The following is a 14,766-nucleotide window of genomic DNA, read 5'->3' on the forward strand; positions in this document are numbered from 1 at the left end:
GTGAAGATTAAGGAGGAAGAGATAAAAATCAGAATCGAAAAAAGCAGAAAGGAAAACTGGAAAAAAATCTGCACCACCAAGAACATTTCCCTTACCAGTCTAATCATCAATTCGGTTGAAAACAGAATGATGGATGATGAGAGAAAAAAAGTAATAGCGTTCATTGAAAAACAAGACAACCTCTTTGCAAAGATTGAAAACAACATCAACCAAGTAGCAAAAATAGCAAACGGACAAAAATTTATCAGAGGGAAAGAATTAATCCATTTCGAAGAGCAACTGAAAACCGTCATTGAACTGAAAAAGCAACAGAATGAAATTTTCATAAAAATCTACTCTCTGATTGCTGATGATCGTTAAGATGTTAGGTTCTGCAAGCGCAAGCTTTCACGGGGTTCAATACAACGATAAGAAAGTGGAGAAAGGAACCGGAGAACTGATGCTGATGAAAAACTTCCCTTCCTTTATCAATGAAGAAAGTAGCCAAGAACAGGTTCGGAATTATTTTAAATCGGTTTCTAAAAGCGAAAAAGTAAAAAAGCCACAATTCCACGCTGTAATTTCCACAAAATTTCAAGAGTATTCCAAAGAAGAATTGACAAAAGTCGCGGAACATTTCATGCAGGAAATGGGCTATGAAAAACAACCTTTCATTGTGGTTTTTCATAACGATACGGAAAACAACCATGTTCACATCGTATCGACCAGAGTTAATAAATCAACCGGTAAGAAAATAAATGACAGTTATGAGAAACTGAAATCCCAAAAAGCTTTAGCCAACGTCATAGAAAAGCTCTACGGAATCAGTGAGGAAAAAAAATTAAACAATCTGCTAAACTTCAAGATAAGTTCGCTCCATCAATTAGAAACCCTGCTCAATAGGAATGGTTACAAACTCAGCAAAAACACAAGTGATGAAAACTCTTTTAACATTTTAAAAAACGGAGTTATTCAGCGAACTATATCAGGAAAGCAGATTGTTTTTGATAACATAAAAAGTGACAACAGAACCAAACAAATTAAAGCCATTGCGAGTAAATACAAAGAACTGTATTCCAATAAAGTTTTTAAAGTGGAAGACAGAAGAAATCGAAGATTCGACGAAGTGATAAACGAGTCAAAGCAAGAATCGATGCTTCCTACAGAAAAGCAAAATGAAGATTGGAAACCCAAAATTAAATTTGAAAGCGAACTACAGAAAAAGCTAAGAGATGTATTCGGGATTGATGTGATTTTTCACAGCAAAGAAGATCAAAATCCTTTCGGCTATACGGTAATCGACCACAAAACAGGGTGTGTTTACAAAGGAAGTGAGATCATGAAAATGAATGATTTATTTGAATTCACTTCCGAAAAATTGGATAAGAAACTTTTTGAAATCATAAAAGACTACAACATTCTCAACCAGGATTCAAAAAAGATACTGCTGGAATTTTTGAAAAGTAGATATCCCAAAGCAGAAATTAAAGATTTTATGCTTTTTGAGAACAAAGGAAAAAAAGATCTGGAAACCTACCGGAAAGTACAATTTGAAGTAAAGGATTTTATCAAACAAAATAAGGATAAAAATATTTCAATAACAAAAGCTGAAGATGGAAAAATATATGCGGTTCATACCCGATTCCATTACATCGGAGACCTTCGGTCATTAATCGGAGAAAAAGAATATCAAAAATTTCTAAATCCAATTCAAACCAATGAAAACCGATCTGAAAATGAAGAAAAAACCGAATTAAATAAAGCTGTAAACGAAATGCTATTTGAATTGATGAAGAGTTCAGGAACGGCAAAAGATCCTGCGGAAGACGAACTTAAAAAACGTAGAAAAAAGAGGAGATAAAGCTTGTAGTTGTTGGTTGAGCCGACAACTGACAACCATCAACCATCAACTAAAACCTATGATTATCACATTTGCAACCCAAAAAGGAGGAACCGGAAAAACGACATTAGCTATCGCTTTTGCGAACTACATCTCTTCCCTATCGGAAAGGAAAATCAATGTTTTCGATTTTGATTATCAAAAATCATTCTATCACAAATGGAAAGAAGACGAATTTTTGGACCTTCCTAAATTATACAACGTGGAGATCATTGGCGAAGAGGATGAACAACCTTTTGCAGATTTTGAAACACTCATTAATTTGAAAGAAAGTGATGAAATCAACCTCTTTGACTTGGCAGGAACATTAGATGCGAAATACAGCGATTTGTTGATTTATAGTGATGTTATCGTTATTCCGTTTGAATACTCCGATGTATCCGCAAAATCAACTTTAGTATTTGTTAATCTCTTAGGACTTTTAGAAAGTCAGTCAGAACGGATTTTTATCCGATCAAAATATGATAAAGGTTATAAATATCTGAATCAGGAAGGAATGGATATTGAAATCACCAAATATGGAAAACTGTTGAAGAATCCTGTTTTCAAAAGAAACTGCCTGCAAACCATCAACACCAGAAAACTGACGCTTGAACAGAAATATGCAGTGAAAAATCCATTTAATGAACTCTTAGAATATATCAATGAGATATTGGAAATCACATTATAAGCCCCGAAACAAAAACTAAAAAAAATTCACTAAAACCAAAATAGATATGTTAAAATACTCACTGATCCTATTAGGAGCTTACCTACTCTATTATATCGGAAATATCGTTTATGACCTTTTTCTGAAAAAAGAAAAGACGGTTCAGAACGATACAACAGAAGAATTTTCATTGGGCGAGTTTGCAGAAAGTAACAAAGATGAAGTACAGGAAATCGATATTGAAGATGTAGAAAATCTCAATACCCCAAAATCGTTCAGCAAAAGAGAACTCATCCCGACATCCCACGGAGATTCTGATGAAATACAGGACGTGGAATATTGGAGACAAAAATTTGAATCTGAACAAAACATGGATGATTTTGATAACAAAGAAGAATCAACTGAAAATACGCCTGAAAATGCAGAAGCTTCTCTTTCAAAAAATGAAGAAAAGAATCAGAACCAGCATCATGAGGAACCTATATCACCCATTCAGAAATTAAATACAAACAAATGGCATCAAATGCTCAATCTTGCGGAAACCAGTGTGCAGCTTATTGCCAATACAGACGGATTTAAAACGTATCAATCCATGATGTAACTCCGAAACACAAACAATACTTAACAATATTATTTACAACGATTTAAAATACCGTTGCGGGGAATTCTACGCCTAAAACTAAACATTCAATTCATTATTAACCTTCTAAAATTTCATTTTTTATGAATCAAAAATTCAAAAAACACATGATGATGAAAAAAGCCCTTACGGCTTTCGTCATGCTCTTAGCCGTTACTCCAGTTTTTGCACAAGGAGGTGCGACGGCAATTTCAAATGCAGCCAGTGATATTCGGGATTATTGGGATCCGATAAAACTAATCCTAAAAGCCGTTGGAGGATTGGTTGGTTTCATCGGTGGTCTTAGAGTATACAACAAATGGACGAATGGCGACCAGGATGTTAACAAGGAAATCCTAGGGTATGGAGGAGCAATGATCTTCCTCATTGTCGTTCCGGAATTTGTAACTGCATTCTTTGCCTAATATGGGATTCTATCTCTACAAGGGGCTTAAAAAACCCCTTGTATTCTTCGGACTCAAAGGAAAATACATTTTTTATGCAGTGGGAGTCATCGGAAGTGGTGTCATCGCAGCGCTTGTATTATCCAAATTCGGTCTATTAGGCTCTTTATTAGGACTTGCCGTAACCGGAGGTGGTATTTATTTAATCTTCAAAAGGCAGGACAAACATGGTCTGTATGATAAAACCAAAAATTTCGATCAGGTTTTAATCTTTCCAAAAAGAGTAAACAATAAAAGACTTTCAAAAAATGGCACTACAAAAAAAACAGGCATTTAATATTCCCTTTATCGGCTACGATTATGGAAAGGATTACGGTTGGGATTTTGACGTATTATTTGGGCAATATGGAAATCCAATTATAGGAATCAGAATAAAAAATGTTGTAGAGCAATATTCAGCAGATCCCGACAATTATCTGAATTTCCATACGGTTCTCAATCAGGTAGTATCCATTATTGGAGAAGGAAGAATTGTACAAAAACTCGATATTTTCAGCAAGAAAAAATATGCAGCAGAACCATCCAACCAATTTCTACAACAAAAATATTCAGAACATTTTGACGGAAGACTTTTTAAAACCATTGAAACGGTATTGCTGTTTACTGACATTGTGGATGACAAGCTAAAAAAGAAAAACAAGCATTATGGGTTCTCTGAAAAAAGCTATAAAGAGCTTCGGGACAAATGTCAAAAAGTATGGATGCTTTTAAAACAGGAAAATTGCGAACCTGAATTTTTATTCGAGAAAGATTTTGAATATTACATTTCCGGAGTTTTGTCCATGAAGTTTTCGGATGTACCATCATTTGATAATATTAAATCGACTAATGAATATCTCCAAATCGGAAACCGATTCGTTAAAAACATTTCTTACGTCGATGTAGAGAATATTGATCTTCCTTCTGAAATAGAACCCTATTCCCTATTGGGAGGAAATGGAGCCGCCGCAGAAACAGCCGTTGATAACTTTACCTTTATTAATGAACTGGAAGATTACGAAACGATTATCTATAATCAGGTCATTACCATTCCACCGCAGGCACAGCAGCAAAGGGAACTCGACAAAAAGAAAAAAAAGCATGAAGGCGCAGCCAACAATTCTCCTTCCAATGCAATTATAGCAGAAGAAATTGAAACCCTGCTTCATAACATAGCTGTTGACAGACAGTTGGTGGTTAATGCTCATTTTTCGCTACTATTTTCAACAAACACTCTGGAAAAAATGGAAGGGATACAGTCCCTGATTGAAAATAAGCTCTTCACAAAAGGAATCATTGTTTCAAAGAATGCTTATAACCAGCTGGAACTCTTTCGGGCAGCAATTCCGGGCAACGGAACCGAACTCAGGGAGTATGATTTATTTATGACGACAAGCGAAGCAGCCTTGTGTTTTTTTTTTAAAGAAAGTTACCCCGTGAACGAAGAATCTAATTTCTATCTGAGATTTACAGACCGACAAGGAATTCCATTAAAAGTAGATCCTTCAGATTTACCCATGAAAACAGGAAGAATCAACAACCGAAACAAGTTTGTTTTAGGTCCTTCAGGTTCGGGAAAATCATTCCTGATGAACAATATCATTGAGCAATATTTGACCTACAATTATGATGTCGTGATTGTTGACACAGGAGATTCTTATTCCGGAACGTGTAAATACAAAGGCGGAAGATACATTCAGTACACTGAAGAAAAACCGATTACCATGAATCCTTTCCTGATGGATAAAAAAGAATTCAATATTGAAAAAATAGAATTTTTAACCAATTTGATTTTTCTTATCTGGCAAGGTCCCGATGCTTCCATGTCATCAGCACAAAAATCCATATTGGACAATGTATTGATGTCTTACTATCACCAATACTTTAATTCGGGAACGCAGTGGTATGAAAATAAAAGCTCGGAAGAATTAATTCTGTATTTAGGTAAATATAACATTCATGAAGCAGACATTTATGCCGAATATGAGAATGAATCCAACGGAAAACGCACGTACTACGATATTCTGGGAATCACCTTTGATGCAAGTTCTGATGAAGTGAAAGATGCCGGAAGAAAGTATAATCGCCAAAACAAATAATCCTAAATCCTAAAACAAAAAATCAAAAATACTAAGAGAGCTTTTCTGTATAATCGGAAGGAAGCTCGGCGAAATGCATCAGTTTAAATAATTCAGAGTTTTTATACTCTCGTGCAGTTCCGTCTTTAACCAAAATAAAAAAAGGATAACCAATAATTAGTACTTTACCTTCAGACTGCGCAATATATACATCAAACCCATCCCATTGCTCCTGAAAATCAACTGAAGCAAATCCTTTTTCTTTTGCAAAATTTAAGGCAATATTTTTACTAGTCATTTTTTTTTAATAGTTTTTAAAGTTATTTTAAAACAGATTTAAACATTTGTTAGTTTTATTCCCACAATTAGCAAAAGGAGACTGTTATAAGTATTTAACAGTCTCTGTGAGGTATTGAATACATCTGTTTAGGAAGCTCAATCCTTGATCCTCTTTTGCAAATTTACTAATTTTCATTATTATGAAAACACCATTAAAATTCATATCTAAAGTGTTTTTTTAGCACCTTTTATTTTTAAAAAACATGAAAAAAGGAGATCAATATAATATTAATCTCCTTCCAAAACTAAAAATTAAAACTATGCCTACTCTAATGAATGAAGGTAATTATATTCAACATCTTGAATATTTCCATCATAACTCCAAATGAAATTTTCTTCTATAAACTTCATTTGACTTCTTTGATAAACTCCTTGCAATTTTTTCAATTCATCCCAAATTATCTGTAAAGAATCATGCGCATCTTTTTGGCGTTGTGTTTTCACAAAAATCGAATATCTATTTTCCAAATCTGCTTTAACATCACTTTCCAAGAAAACAACTAAGTCATTTTCGCCGATTCTATAATTTGCCGTATAAGAACCTAAATCACGTTCAGAATAATCTATTGTGTTAGGACTATTTCCTTTTAATTTTTGAATGTATTGTACTATCTCATTTAGGCTTTCAGACTCTGAGAGTAGTTCAAATACTTTCTCCTTACTAAGTTGAATTCCGGCGATAGTTGTAGGTCCTGTGATTAGTTTATTTACAAAATATTTCTTTGGATTACTAAACATTACACTCAAATCGTTTGTTCCAAATTGAAAATCTGGCTTTACATTTTTTACCATGTCTATGACTTTCTGGTAGTATTGAGTTCTGCCTTTGTAAATTGTTAATTTGTTTTCAACTTCTTGCAAGTTGGTTTTTACTTTTGTTTTTTGAAAATCTGCCATAATTATATTTTTAAGTTAGGGAATTTCGCTTTTCTTTTATCTTCGTAAATTTTAGGATATTTTTGTCTGACTGTCTCCAATTCATCAGAGCTATATAAATCATCCCAAGTCTTATTTTTATACTCGGAACCCTCTGTAAGGTCTTTTAATTGTTTTTCTAATTGAGAGGATTTGTAAGACATTGCCATTAAATTTTGAATCTTTGCAATAATTATTTCCTCATTACCATCAGTTAAATTCAATGCGTTCAATATTTTTGATTTGTCTAAAGTCTCAATATCTTTTTCAAGTAAATAACGCTCAATATCAATTAGATTAAGTTCACTATTTGATTTATCAAATAGATTTGCAAAAGCATTGTAGTTACCAGGAATATCAACCAACGAAATCTCACGAGGAAACCACTTTGTAACAGTTGGCTTTGTTTGCCCCTTCATTTTCAATTTGGGATCATTAGACGCTTCCAAAACGACAATTTTACCAACGGAAGCTGCATTTAAAAAACCGGATTCAATTTCATTAACTGTTTTTAATCCTCTGGGATGAGAAAGATTAATAACTGGTTTTGCGAAAACTTTATCTTTATCCAATCTAAAATCTTCCCATTTTACTAAAACCCCGGCATCTCTTGGAAATTCAGAAGTGCCATGATTAAAATATCCTATTGGATTTTTCTTAACTTCATCTAAATTTAATCCTTCAGTAAGACATCTATATTCATAGACGTTTACAGTATTATCTGTTATACAGAATTCTTTATTTATTTTTTTTGTATTCATAATTATTTGTTCATTAAAAATCCAAGCTGAACTGTCTGTCGTCCACCACTCATACCAAATTCGCCCTGAACGGATTGGATGAAATAGATTCCTGATTTTTCTTTGAAAATTCCTCCATTTATATTAGCGGTCATACCCTTTGTAGCGTATGGAATTAAAAAAAGTTCTATACTCCCTTCATAACCTTTATAATTCTCCTGGGTTTGAAGTCTATTAACTATTTCTTTCAAATAATTTGAAGGTATGTCAGATTTTATTTTTAATTGTTTCTGGTTACTGTACTTCTGTACATCGGATTTTGTTCTTTTGACTTCTCCTTTGTCATTTTTTTCTTTTACAACAATTTGTACATTCTTATCCAGGACACGTTGTTGGAAATCATCGTCTTTTATAGTATTCCAACCTAACTTTAGATTTATTTTGCCTTGAGGTTTTCCAAACATGGTTCCGACATACAACTCATCAAAATTGAAATAGACAGACAGTTGAATTTCTTTTTTTAAATATTCTAAAACTTGAATTCCAGTTGCATTTTTGAATCTTACATTTTTTAACGGGATTTCTGGAATAGATTCTGAAAGTTTTATATCAGTACCGGCTGTTAAGTCTTGTAATATTTTTTTTACCGTTACTACGGAATATGTTTTACTAAACATAGGTTCATACAATTGAAAAGCATATCCTTCGCATTCTAGCTCAACAGGTATACCGGTCTTAATCCTTTTAATAAAGCCAGAAAAACGCCTTTCATTTTTACCATTATAACCTAGAAAAACTTCAACTTTTTCGCCTTCTTTGAACTTGTAAAAAGTCTTTTTCTGATCTGATAATGATAAATCAAGATCTAATGTACTGTTTTCACCATTTTCCAAATATGTTTTTCTTGGTATACTGATTGTGCAGGTATCTACAAAATTGCCTACATCCGTTTTCCAAACCACTTTATTTGGCTTTATTGGAACCTTAGCTATCGTAATATTACTGGTTAGATGAAATGCCATAGAAAAGAATTAAGCTAACTTACCTCCATTATACAAAACCCTCCCTAGCATTTCCATTAATAACTTTTCAATTTCCTCACGGCTTTCGTTATTATTCATGGTGGTGAACTGGATGGTATCGAAAAATTTTCCTAGAGTTATGTTGATCGTCCTGGGACCACCACCCGAAATAGTATCTCCAGTTTTCTTAGATGCATCCCTATTCTTTTTCGATTTTTCTCCAGTATCGCCAATAATGCCTTTATCCTTGAATCTTGTTAAATCTGCCTGATAAGACGGAGTAGGAGAATTTGGATCATCTTTGTTGATGATTGTTTTTTTAGCTTCTATGGTTAATTGATTTTCATCACCAGAAACCAACTCTTTCACCCATTTATAAGCCGCTTCCAGACCTTCTAAAATCGGTTTCAAAACATTTTCCCAAACCCATAATAAACCGTCCCCAATTAAACCAATAACAGGAAGAATGACCTTTTCTAGCAGCCAACCAATACCTTTTAAAATATCTTTAACTATTTGAGATTTATAAAACCAATCGAGTATTCCAAAACTTATTTTGAAAACAGTTGATAAAGCACTCTTAAGTATATTCCAGACACTCCCCAGCACATCCATTAAAATATTAACATATTCCATCCATCCTCCTGTTCCAGAGATTAAATTTGTTACATATCCTAATGAAACACTAAGCCAATTTGAAATCTGCTGTATATAGGGCGTTATCTTTTGAATTGCAGGACTCACAAAACTCAAAGCCTTTTGACCAAGATCAAGAAACTGTATAATGATTGGGCTCATCGCATCACCGAGGTCAACCAATCCATTTTCTGCCATATCCTTTACGGCATTCCAACGCCCGGCCATTGTTTGCCCCTGAGCTTCTAATGCGCCTGCGTAGATTCCTCCCTGACTTCTTGCCATTGCAAGTGATTTCGCTAGTTCGTTATAGCTCACATCCATCTCCTTCACCTCGTTAATAGATTTGCCTGTACTTTTAGACAGCATTTCGTAGATATTAACGCCAGCCATTCCAAACTGTTTAATATCCATTGCCGTGGCTTTTCCGACCGTTTTTATTTGCTGCATATTGGCGGCCATACGGCTCAGCTCCGCATCACCGCCGCCAACTGCCGCAATAGCATTGGCAAGGTTCATTGTGTCCTCACGAGCATCCTTTGCATTAAGACCAGCAGAAATTAAAGCCCGATTTACGCCTAATAGAGATTCAGTACCATAAGGCGAAATTTCAGCATCTTTTCGGATGTTGGCGTATGTTGCAGATGCCTGTTCTTTCCCCAAAAAAGTAGAAAGCCCAGTAACTGCCTGTTCTTTGGCCATACTTCCGGCAATTGCAGCTCCTATACCATCTTTTACTACTCCAAGCAATGCTGTTCCTGCTTGAACCGCAAAACCTCCTAACATGGAACCTACTGCCATTCCCCCTATGGAAAAACTACCAGAAGAACTACCACTATTATTTTCGCTTCCGTTAATTTTCCCCGGATGTTTCCCAGACATTCTTTGAAGACTTGCAAGTTCACGCTTTGCAGCGGAAATCTGACTAGTGACAGTAGAAGTGCGGATTACGTTTTCTGTCTCTTTAATTCGCTTTTGCAACTCATCATAACTTTGTCCAAGAATTTTATTTCTGCGATTCATTTGGTCAGCGTGCTGAGCCATTTTTGAAAAAGAAGATTGCGAGGTGTTACTAAGTTTATCTAAGCCACCACTCATCATGTCTTTCATTTTTACAACAAACTCAACTATATTACTCACAGGTTTTGTATTTAATTAAAAGTAAACTTCAATTGTTTCTCAGATTTAGCCTTAAAATCATCTACAAGCCTTTCATAGGTTGTAACTATTTTCCCATCTGAGATAAGCTCTCTGGGAATTGTGATTCCTTTAATATTCATCCATTGCCTGTAACTAATAAAAATATTATGTTTCGGAAAATGAATAGAAACAATTTCTGTATCAGGTGTCATCCCATCATTATATAAATTATAAACAGATACTATAAAACCTGCTCTTTTTATGTAATTTCCAGTATGGTATGCCATATCACAAAATTAAACTACGTCAATAATAAAAACAACATTAAAGAACTGTAAATCAATAGATAATAGAGATAAAAAAAACGTTTTTACTACAAGTAAAAACGTTTTTTTAAAATTATTAAAACAGTATTTGAACTGTATGGATTTATTCTAGAAACAACGTGTCAAGGGTAAACTCCTCAGCATATGGGAATTTTGCTTTTATTTTTTTTCCTTGTTTTTCAGATTGCTTCAATATTTTAAAAAAATCATCTTTTGGCAATTTAAAGAAGAGCGTTTCCAACCATTGGGCATATTGATCTTGCTCGCTTCCTGAATAATCCCGGCGGGTTAGTTTTTCATATAATTCTAAATCAGTCATAATAATTAAGCTTTTTATTTTATAAATCTTTGTTAAAATAAGGATTAAGTATCTCACATATCTCAGTTAAAATAAAATTACCATGCGCTATCCAATCTTTATCCAATCTTTGGGAGTGTTTAACTTTATCGACATCCAAATACATTTTCATCGCCTCGTTTTGAAATCTTCTAATAATTAAAGCAATAACTTCAGGAGATTTTCCTACTAAAAAATATTCATGCAATTGTTCTAGAATTGCTTTCAAATCTTTATTTTCTGTGTTGGGAATTTTTGTATTATCCATTTATAAAAGGTCTTTTACTTGTTTAAAATTTTGATTTGATGATCCTGATTGAAATAAAAGATCGTCAATGAAACCCATGTCTGGTGTCATTTTATGTATCACCCTAGCAACTGTGCTAATCATATCCAAATTTTCTTGATCTGTAGCACAAGAGTGAAGTGATAATACTTCGATCACAGTTGCCAGCGTTTTAATTTCTGATAACAGTTCATCATAACCAGTAAATGAGGTGTATACAAATAATTTTCCGCCTTCTTGGTCAATACTATCATTTGTTATATGTTTATCTGGGCTTAGTGCATTAATATTTATTGCGGTGACTGTATTTTGTGTATTCTGTTTCATAAGATTTTAAATAGCGTTTAAAATGATTTTAGAAGACTGTTGACCACTTTTTCAAACTGGCTGGTCACTATTCCTAATTCGTAAGGCGAATGTTCATTTAAAGTCTTATGATATTTGCCATATTTTATAAGCCAATTATTTAATAATTCTACATTTACAACGAACTTATTTTTATTTGTGTCAAAATATTTCCAACCATAATCGTAACATAATGCAAATAACTTATTAATTGTTTTAGATGGTCTTTTTTGAGAAACCGTATTTCTTTGGTTGCCTTCATCTAAAGTATTAATTAAGCGGATTATTTCGTCTGTTGTAAGCTCTGAACTATTATCTGTTTTACCATTAGTGAAATTATACACAATTTCTCTTCTGTTTTCTGTTAAACCTCTCTCTTTGTAAAGGCTGTACAGTTTTTTATGTAGTAGAAGTGAGTGATTCATTATACATCTGATCTAAAGTTTGTGGATATGGTCTTATTTCATCAAAATGAACTTGTTGTAATTCTCCACGGATAATTGATTCTTCATTTATCAGTGCCGATTTTAGTTTCCACCAATTCCAAAATGTTTTGGAGTAGGTTATCTGATCAGGAAGACGATGATATTCTATCCACAAAAAAGCCTTTTTAAATTCCTTTTCGCTATAATATTCTTCCGTCCATCCGAATTTTTCGCAAAATTCTGACCTAATATTCTTAATAAAAATATCGGTCTCATCTGCTTTTGTTTTTTTCTTTTTCATTATATCTGATTTTTAATTCTAAAATTGATTCTGCAAATTTTCTTTCTTAGTGAAAAGATTTTCTAATTTATTGGTAAGGTTTATCAAATCACTTGTATTTATCTTGGGATCATCAGCCCTCTTTTTTAACCTTAAAATCAGATCATCTATTTCAGCCAGTTTTTTTATTTTTTTTTCTTTTCTAATTTTTTCATAACCTCCAACCGTTTTTTCGGTTAAACCTAATAATTTTGCACATTGTTTTTGATTAAGCCCAGATTGCCGATGCTTTTCAAATTCTGCTTGTCTGGTTTTTTTTACGCTTTCATTTTTCATATTAATATTTTGTTTTGCTGTACATTTTTTTGAATGAAAAATTTTTCAACTCAAATACTTTTCCATTACTAGGATGATTATAAACCTCAATAAAATGTGAGAAATATTTTTGAAATTCATTAATCTCTTCATTTGTAAGAGTTTTTGATATTACGCCATCAGGATTAAGCCAGCTAGGAGGACATTCAGAGGTGTTTTGATTGGTCTCAAATCCGTACTCTTCTAAATCATTAAAATCTTCCATTAGTGCAAGTAGCTCGTATTCTGAATATCTATGACTACTTGTTTTTTTTAATTTGCTGTAACTTTTCATTACAGAAAAACAGATTCCGGATTTTATAAGTTTTTTAATTATCATTTAAGTTTTAATTCTGTATTATTTGCTCCTTGCTCCCAAATTGTGTAAGGCTTTGAACCTCCATATCTCGTTGTCTCTACTGGAGAAGCTATAAATTGATGAACTCTGATTTTTACATCCGAGTTGTATCTGATCTCATCTGCCAGCTCTCCTTTTGGCTCTGAACCATTCGCGTGGCTTATAAAAATGAAAAGCTTTTTGGGAAAATCCTCTAAAAGACTATGATAGTCTGCAATACTGATTCTAAAGTGCTGTAAGCTGTCAATAATTACAATATTTGGGCTCCTATCTTTGTTTAGTCTAGCACGCATTTGTTCCAGCCTTTCTTTATGAAAACAAAATTTACTTCCAACTGCTTTGATATTACTTGCTTCTAGGGCTTTTTTAAAACTTAATTTCAAACCCTCTTCCAGTGTATTGTAATATACCTTTTGAAATCCTGCCAGATATTTTGCTAATTGTAGCGCAAATCTCGTTTTTCCATTGGCAGACTTTCCCCAAATTATCCAGCTTCCTGCGATCTCTGGTTCACCTATCAATTGTCTCCAAACACCTTCAAAAGGAAGGGTGTTAAATTTCATTTTTTCAATATCGGAATAAGAGTAGGCGGGTGGAACCTTTATCGAATTATCTTCCTTGTTCATTACTATGCTAAATTTTTCATCTTTAATAATTCTCTTTTCACTATTCTTTTAAGTCTTCTAAGGTCATCAGCAAAATAGACCTGCTTTTCTTTTTCTCCAGTTGCCGTTTTTACTTTTACTACTTTTTTAATGGGTTCTAATTCCATCCAGATTTGAGAATGTGTAAAGGCATCATTGACACCGTTGGCAGAACAAATCAGTCCGCATTCCTCTTCTGTAATTCCGTTGAGAGTTAAAAAATTTCGACCGAAACGACTGTCTATTTCATCATATCTTTTTTTTGCGAGCCTCACACCTGCTTTAATCTCTTTTTCAAGGTTTTCTGTTCCACAAGCCAACAATCCCAACCTATCCTCCGTTTTATTAAATAATGGAACTAATACACCTAAAGCATTTGGTTTAAGTTTGTCCGTTTCATCTATCATAAGAACCGGATTAGAAAACTGTTTTTCATTAAAAAAATCAGCTATGAGTTGTACCAGTAAAGTGTTTGGTTTATAAACTCCTTTCAAAACATTTTCTCCTACTGTCATTTTTATGAGTTGTAATAGAAATTGCCGTCCGCTCCATTCCTCTGCCTGTATAAAAAATACTGATCCGGTAACATCATTATTAAAAATATCCTGTAAGGTTCCTGTCTTTCCGCTTCCTGCTTTATTGGAAATCATAATCCACATACTCTCATTTTTTGCTCCTGTAAATGATGATTTTATTTTTTTGTAGTTGCTTATCTCCGGAACAATTACCCAGGACTGCTCTTTAAAATCCAAAGCGGATGCAATCTTTTGCAACAACTGTTGTTCATTAGCTCCATATTTCCCACTTTTTAACTGGCTAAGTGCTGTATCACTTATGCCGGCTTTTTCGGCTACTTTGGAATAACTGCCTAGTTTTTTTGCCCAAAGTTCTATGTGTTGAAGTATTGCGTTACGGTTCATTTTGAATAATTTTAAAAGATGTTTAAAGTTG

At 33.6% G+C, this 14,766-nt stretch carries 21 protein-coding genes and 1 pseudogene; 7 read left to right on the forward strand and 15 right to left on the reverse strand.

All coding sequences use genetic code 11. From position 1 onward, the window contains the following. The 7 genes and pseudogenes from AC00Y6_RS05590 to AC00Y6_RS05620 form a co-directional block, all read left to right on the forward strand. Entirely contained in the window at positions 1-360 is a 360-nt protein-coding gene (locus tag AC00Y6_RS05590; RefSeq protein WP_474489632.1) for a hypothetical protein, read from the forward strand. Further along, positions 350-1,840: a relaxase/mobilization nuclease domain-containing protein gene (locus tag AC00Y6_RS05595; RefSeq protein ID WP_474489633.1), complete on the forward strand. Its 1,491-nt coding sequence runs from the start codon at positions 350-352 to the stop codon at positions 1,838-1,840. The genes AC00Y6_RS05590 and AC00Y6_RS05595 overlap by 11 nt, the downstream gene beginning before the upstream one ends. Positions 1,841-1,898: 58 nt before the next feature. After that, positions 1,899-2,549: a ParA family protein gene (locus AC00Y6_RS05600; protein ID WP_474489634.1), complete on the forward strand. Its 651-nt coding sequence runs from the start codon at positions 1,899-1,901 to the stop codon at positions 2,547-2,549. Positions 2,550-2,595: 46 nt separating this feature from the next. Beyond that, positions 2,596-3,129, forward strand: coding sequence for a hypothetical protein (locus AC00Y6_RS05605; protein ID WP_474489635.1), 534 nt, complete (start codon positions 2,596-2,598; stop codon positions 3,127-3,129). Between the two features lie 122 nt (positions 3,130-3,251). Further along, complete coding sequence (locus AC00Y6_RS05610) at positions 3,252-3,572, forward strand: DUF4134 domain-containing protein (protein ID WP_474489636.1); 321 nt, start codon at positions 3,252-3,254, stop codon at positions 3,570-3,572. Between the two features lies 1 nt (position 3,573). Further along, positions 3,574-3,888 (forward strand): DUF4133 domain-containing protein, encoded by a 315-nt coding sequence (locus AC00Y6_RS05615; RefSeq protein ID WP_474489637.1) that lies wholly within the window; start codon positions 3,574-3,576, stop codon positions 3,886-3,888. Beyond that, positions 3,860-5,668, forward strand: a pseudogene (locus tag AC00Y6_RS05620) (VirB4 family type IV secretion system protein); the annotation flags it as partial. The gene AC00Y6_RS05615 and the pseudogene AC00Y6_RS05620, both read left to right, overlap by 29 nt. Positions 5,669-5,720: 52 nt before the next feature. On the opposite strand, the gene AC00Y6_RS05625 reads toward AC00Y6_RS05620, so the two are convergent. From AC00Y6_RS05625 to AC00Y6_RS05695, 15 genes are all read right to left on the reverse strand, one after another. After that, positions 5,721-5,966 (reverse strand): hypothetical protein, encoded by a 246-nt coding sequence (locus AC00Y6_RS05625; RefSeq protein WP_474489638.1) that lies wholly within the window; start codon positions 5,964-5,966, stop codon positions 5,721-5,723. 305 nt (positions 5,967-6,271) lie between these two features. Then, a complete protein-coding gene (locus tag AC00Y6_RS05630) occupies positions 6,272-6,904 on the reverse strand; it encodes a hypothetical protein (protein ID WP_474489639.1) in 633 nt (210 codons plus the stop codon). A gap of 2 nt (positions 6,905-6,906) precedes the next feature. After that, positions 6,907-7,683, reverse strand: a complete 777-nt coding sequence (locus AC00Y6_RS05635; protein ID WP_474489640.1) for a hypothetical protein — start codon at positions 7,681-7,683, stop codon at positions 6,907-6,909. 2 nt (positions 7,684-7,685) lie between these two features. Continuing rightward, positions 7,686-8,684 carry a hypothetical protein gene (locus AC00Y6_RS05640; protein ID WP_474489641.1) on the reverse strand — a complete coding sequence of 333 codons (999 nt, stop codon included), beginning with the start codon at positions 8,682-8,684 and terminating at the stop codon, positions 7,686-7,688. A gap of 9 nt (positions 8,685-8,693) precedes the next feature. Next, on the reverse strand, positions 8,694-10,364 hold the full coding sequence (locus AC00Y6_RS05645; protein WP_474489642.1) for a tape measure protein: 1,671 nt from the start codon (positions 10,362-10,364) through the stop codon (positions 8,694-8,696). 107 nt (positions 10,365-10,471) lie between these two features. Then, positions 10,472-10,747, reverse strand: a complete 276-nt coding sequence (locus AC00Y6_RS05650) for a hypothetical protein (protein ID WP_474489643.1) — start codon at positions 10,745-10,747, stop codon at positions 10,472-10,474. Between the two features lie 142 nt (positions 10,748-10,889). After that, positions 10,890-11,105, reverse strand: a complete 216-nt coding sequence (locus AC00Y6_RS05655) for a hypothetical protein (RefSeq protein WP_474489644.1) — start codon at positions 11,103-11,105, stop codon at positions 10,890-10,892. A gap of 19 nt (positions 11,106-11,124) precedes the next feature. Beyond that, positions 11,125-11,391: a hypothetical protein gene (locus tag AC00Y6_RS05660; protein WP_474489645.1), complete on the reverse strand. Its 267-nt coding sequence runs from the start codon at positions 11,389-11,391 to the stop codon at positions 11,125-11,127. After that, on the reverse strand, positions 11,392-11,736 hold the full coding sequence (locus tag AC00Y6_RS05665; protein ID WP_474489646.1) for a hypothetical protein: 345 nt from the start codon (positions 11,734-11,736) through the stop codon (positions 11,392-11,394). It abuts the gene before it with no gap. A 17-nt stretch (positions 11,737-11,753) separates the two neighbouring features. Beyond that, positions 11,754-12,179, reverse strand: a complete 426-nt coding sequence (locus AC00Y6_RS05670) for a hypothetical protein (protein ID WP_474489647.1) — start codon at positions 12,177-12,179, stop codon at positions 11,754-11,756. Beyond that, on the reverse strand, positions 12,154-12,480 hold the full coding sequence (locus AC00Y6_RS05675) for a hypothetical protein (protein WP_474489648.1): 327 nt from the start codon (positions 12,478-12,480) through the stop codon (positions 12,154-12,156). Before AC00Y6_RS05675 ends, AC00Y6_RS05670 begins: the two co-directional genes overlap by 26 nt. 18 nt (positions 12,481-12,498) lie before the next feature. Further along, a complete protein-coding gene (locus tag AC00Y6_RS05680; protein WP_474489649.1) occupies positions 12,499-12,795 on the reverse strand; it encodes a hypothetical protein in 297 nt (98 codons plus the stop codon). A gap of 1 nt (position 12,796) precedes the next feature. Next, positions 12,797-13,153 carry a hypothetical protein gene (locus tag AC00Y6_RS05685; RefSeq protein ID WP_474489650.1) on the reverse strand — a complete coding sequence of 119 codons (357 nt, stop codon included), beginning with the start codon at positions 13,151-13,153 and terminating at the stop codon, positions 12,797-12,799. Further along, on the reverse strand, positions 13,150-13,797 hold the full coding sequence (locus AC00Y6_RS05690; RefSeq protein ID WP_474489651.1) for a hypothetical protein: 648 nt from the start codon (positions 13,795-13,797) through the stop codon (positions 13,150-13,152). Before AC00Y6_RS05690 ends, AC00Y6_RS05685 begins: the two co-directional genes overlap by 4 nt. A gap of 2 nt (positions 13,798-13,799) precedes the next feature. Continuing rightward, positions 13,800-14,735, reverse strand: coding sequence for an AAA family ATPase (locus tag AC00Y6_RS05695; RefSeq protein ID WP_474489652.1), 936 nt, complete (start codon positions 14,733-14,735; stop codon positions 13,800-13,802). Between the last annotated feature and the right edge of the window lie 31 nt (positions 14,736-14,766).

The sequence above is a fragment of the Epilithonimonas sp. genome (genome assembly GCF_056329745.1).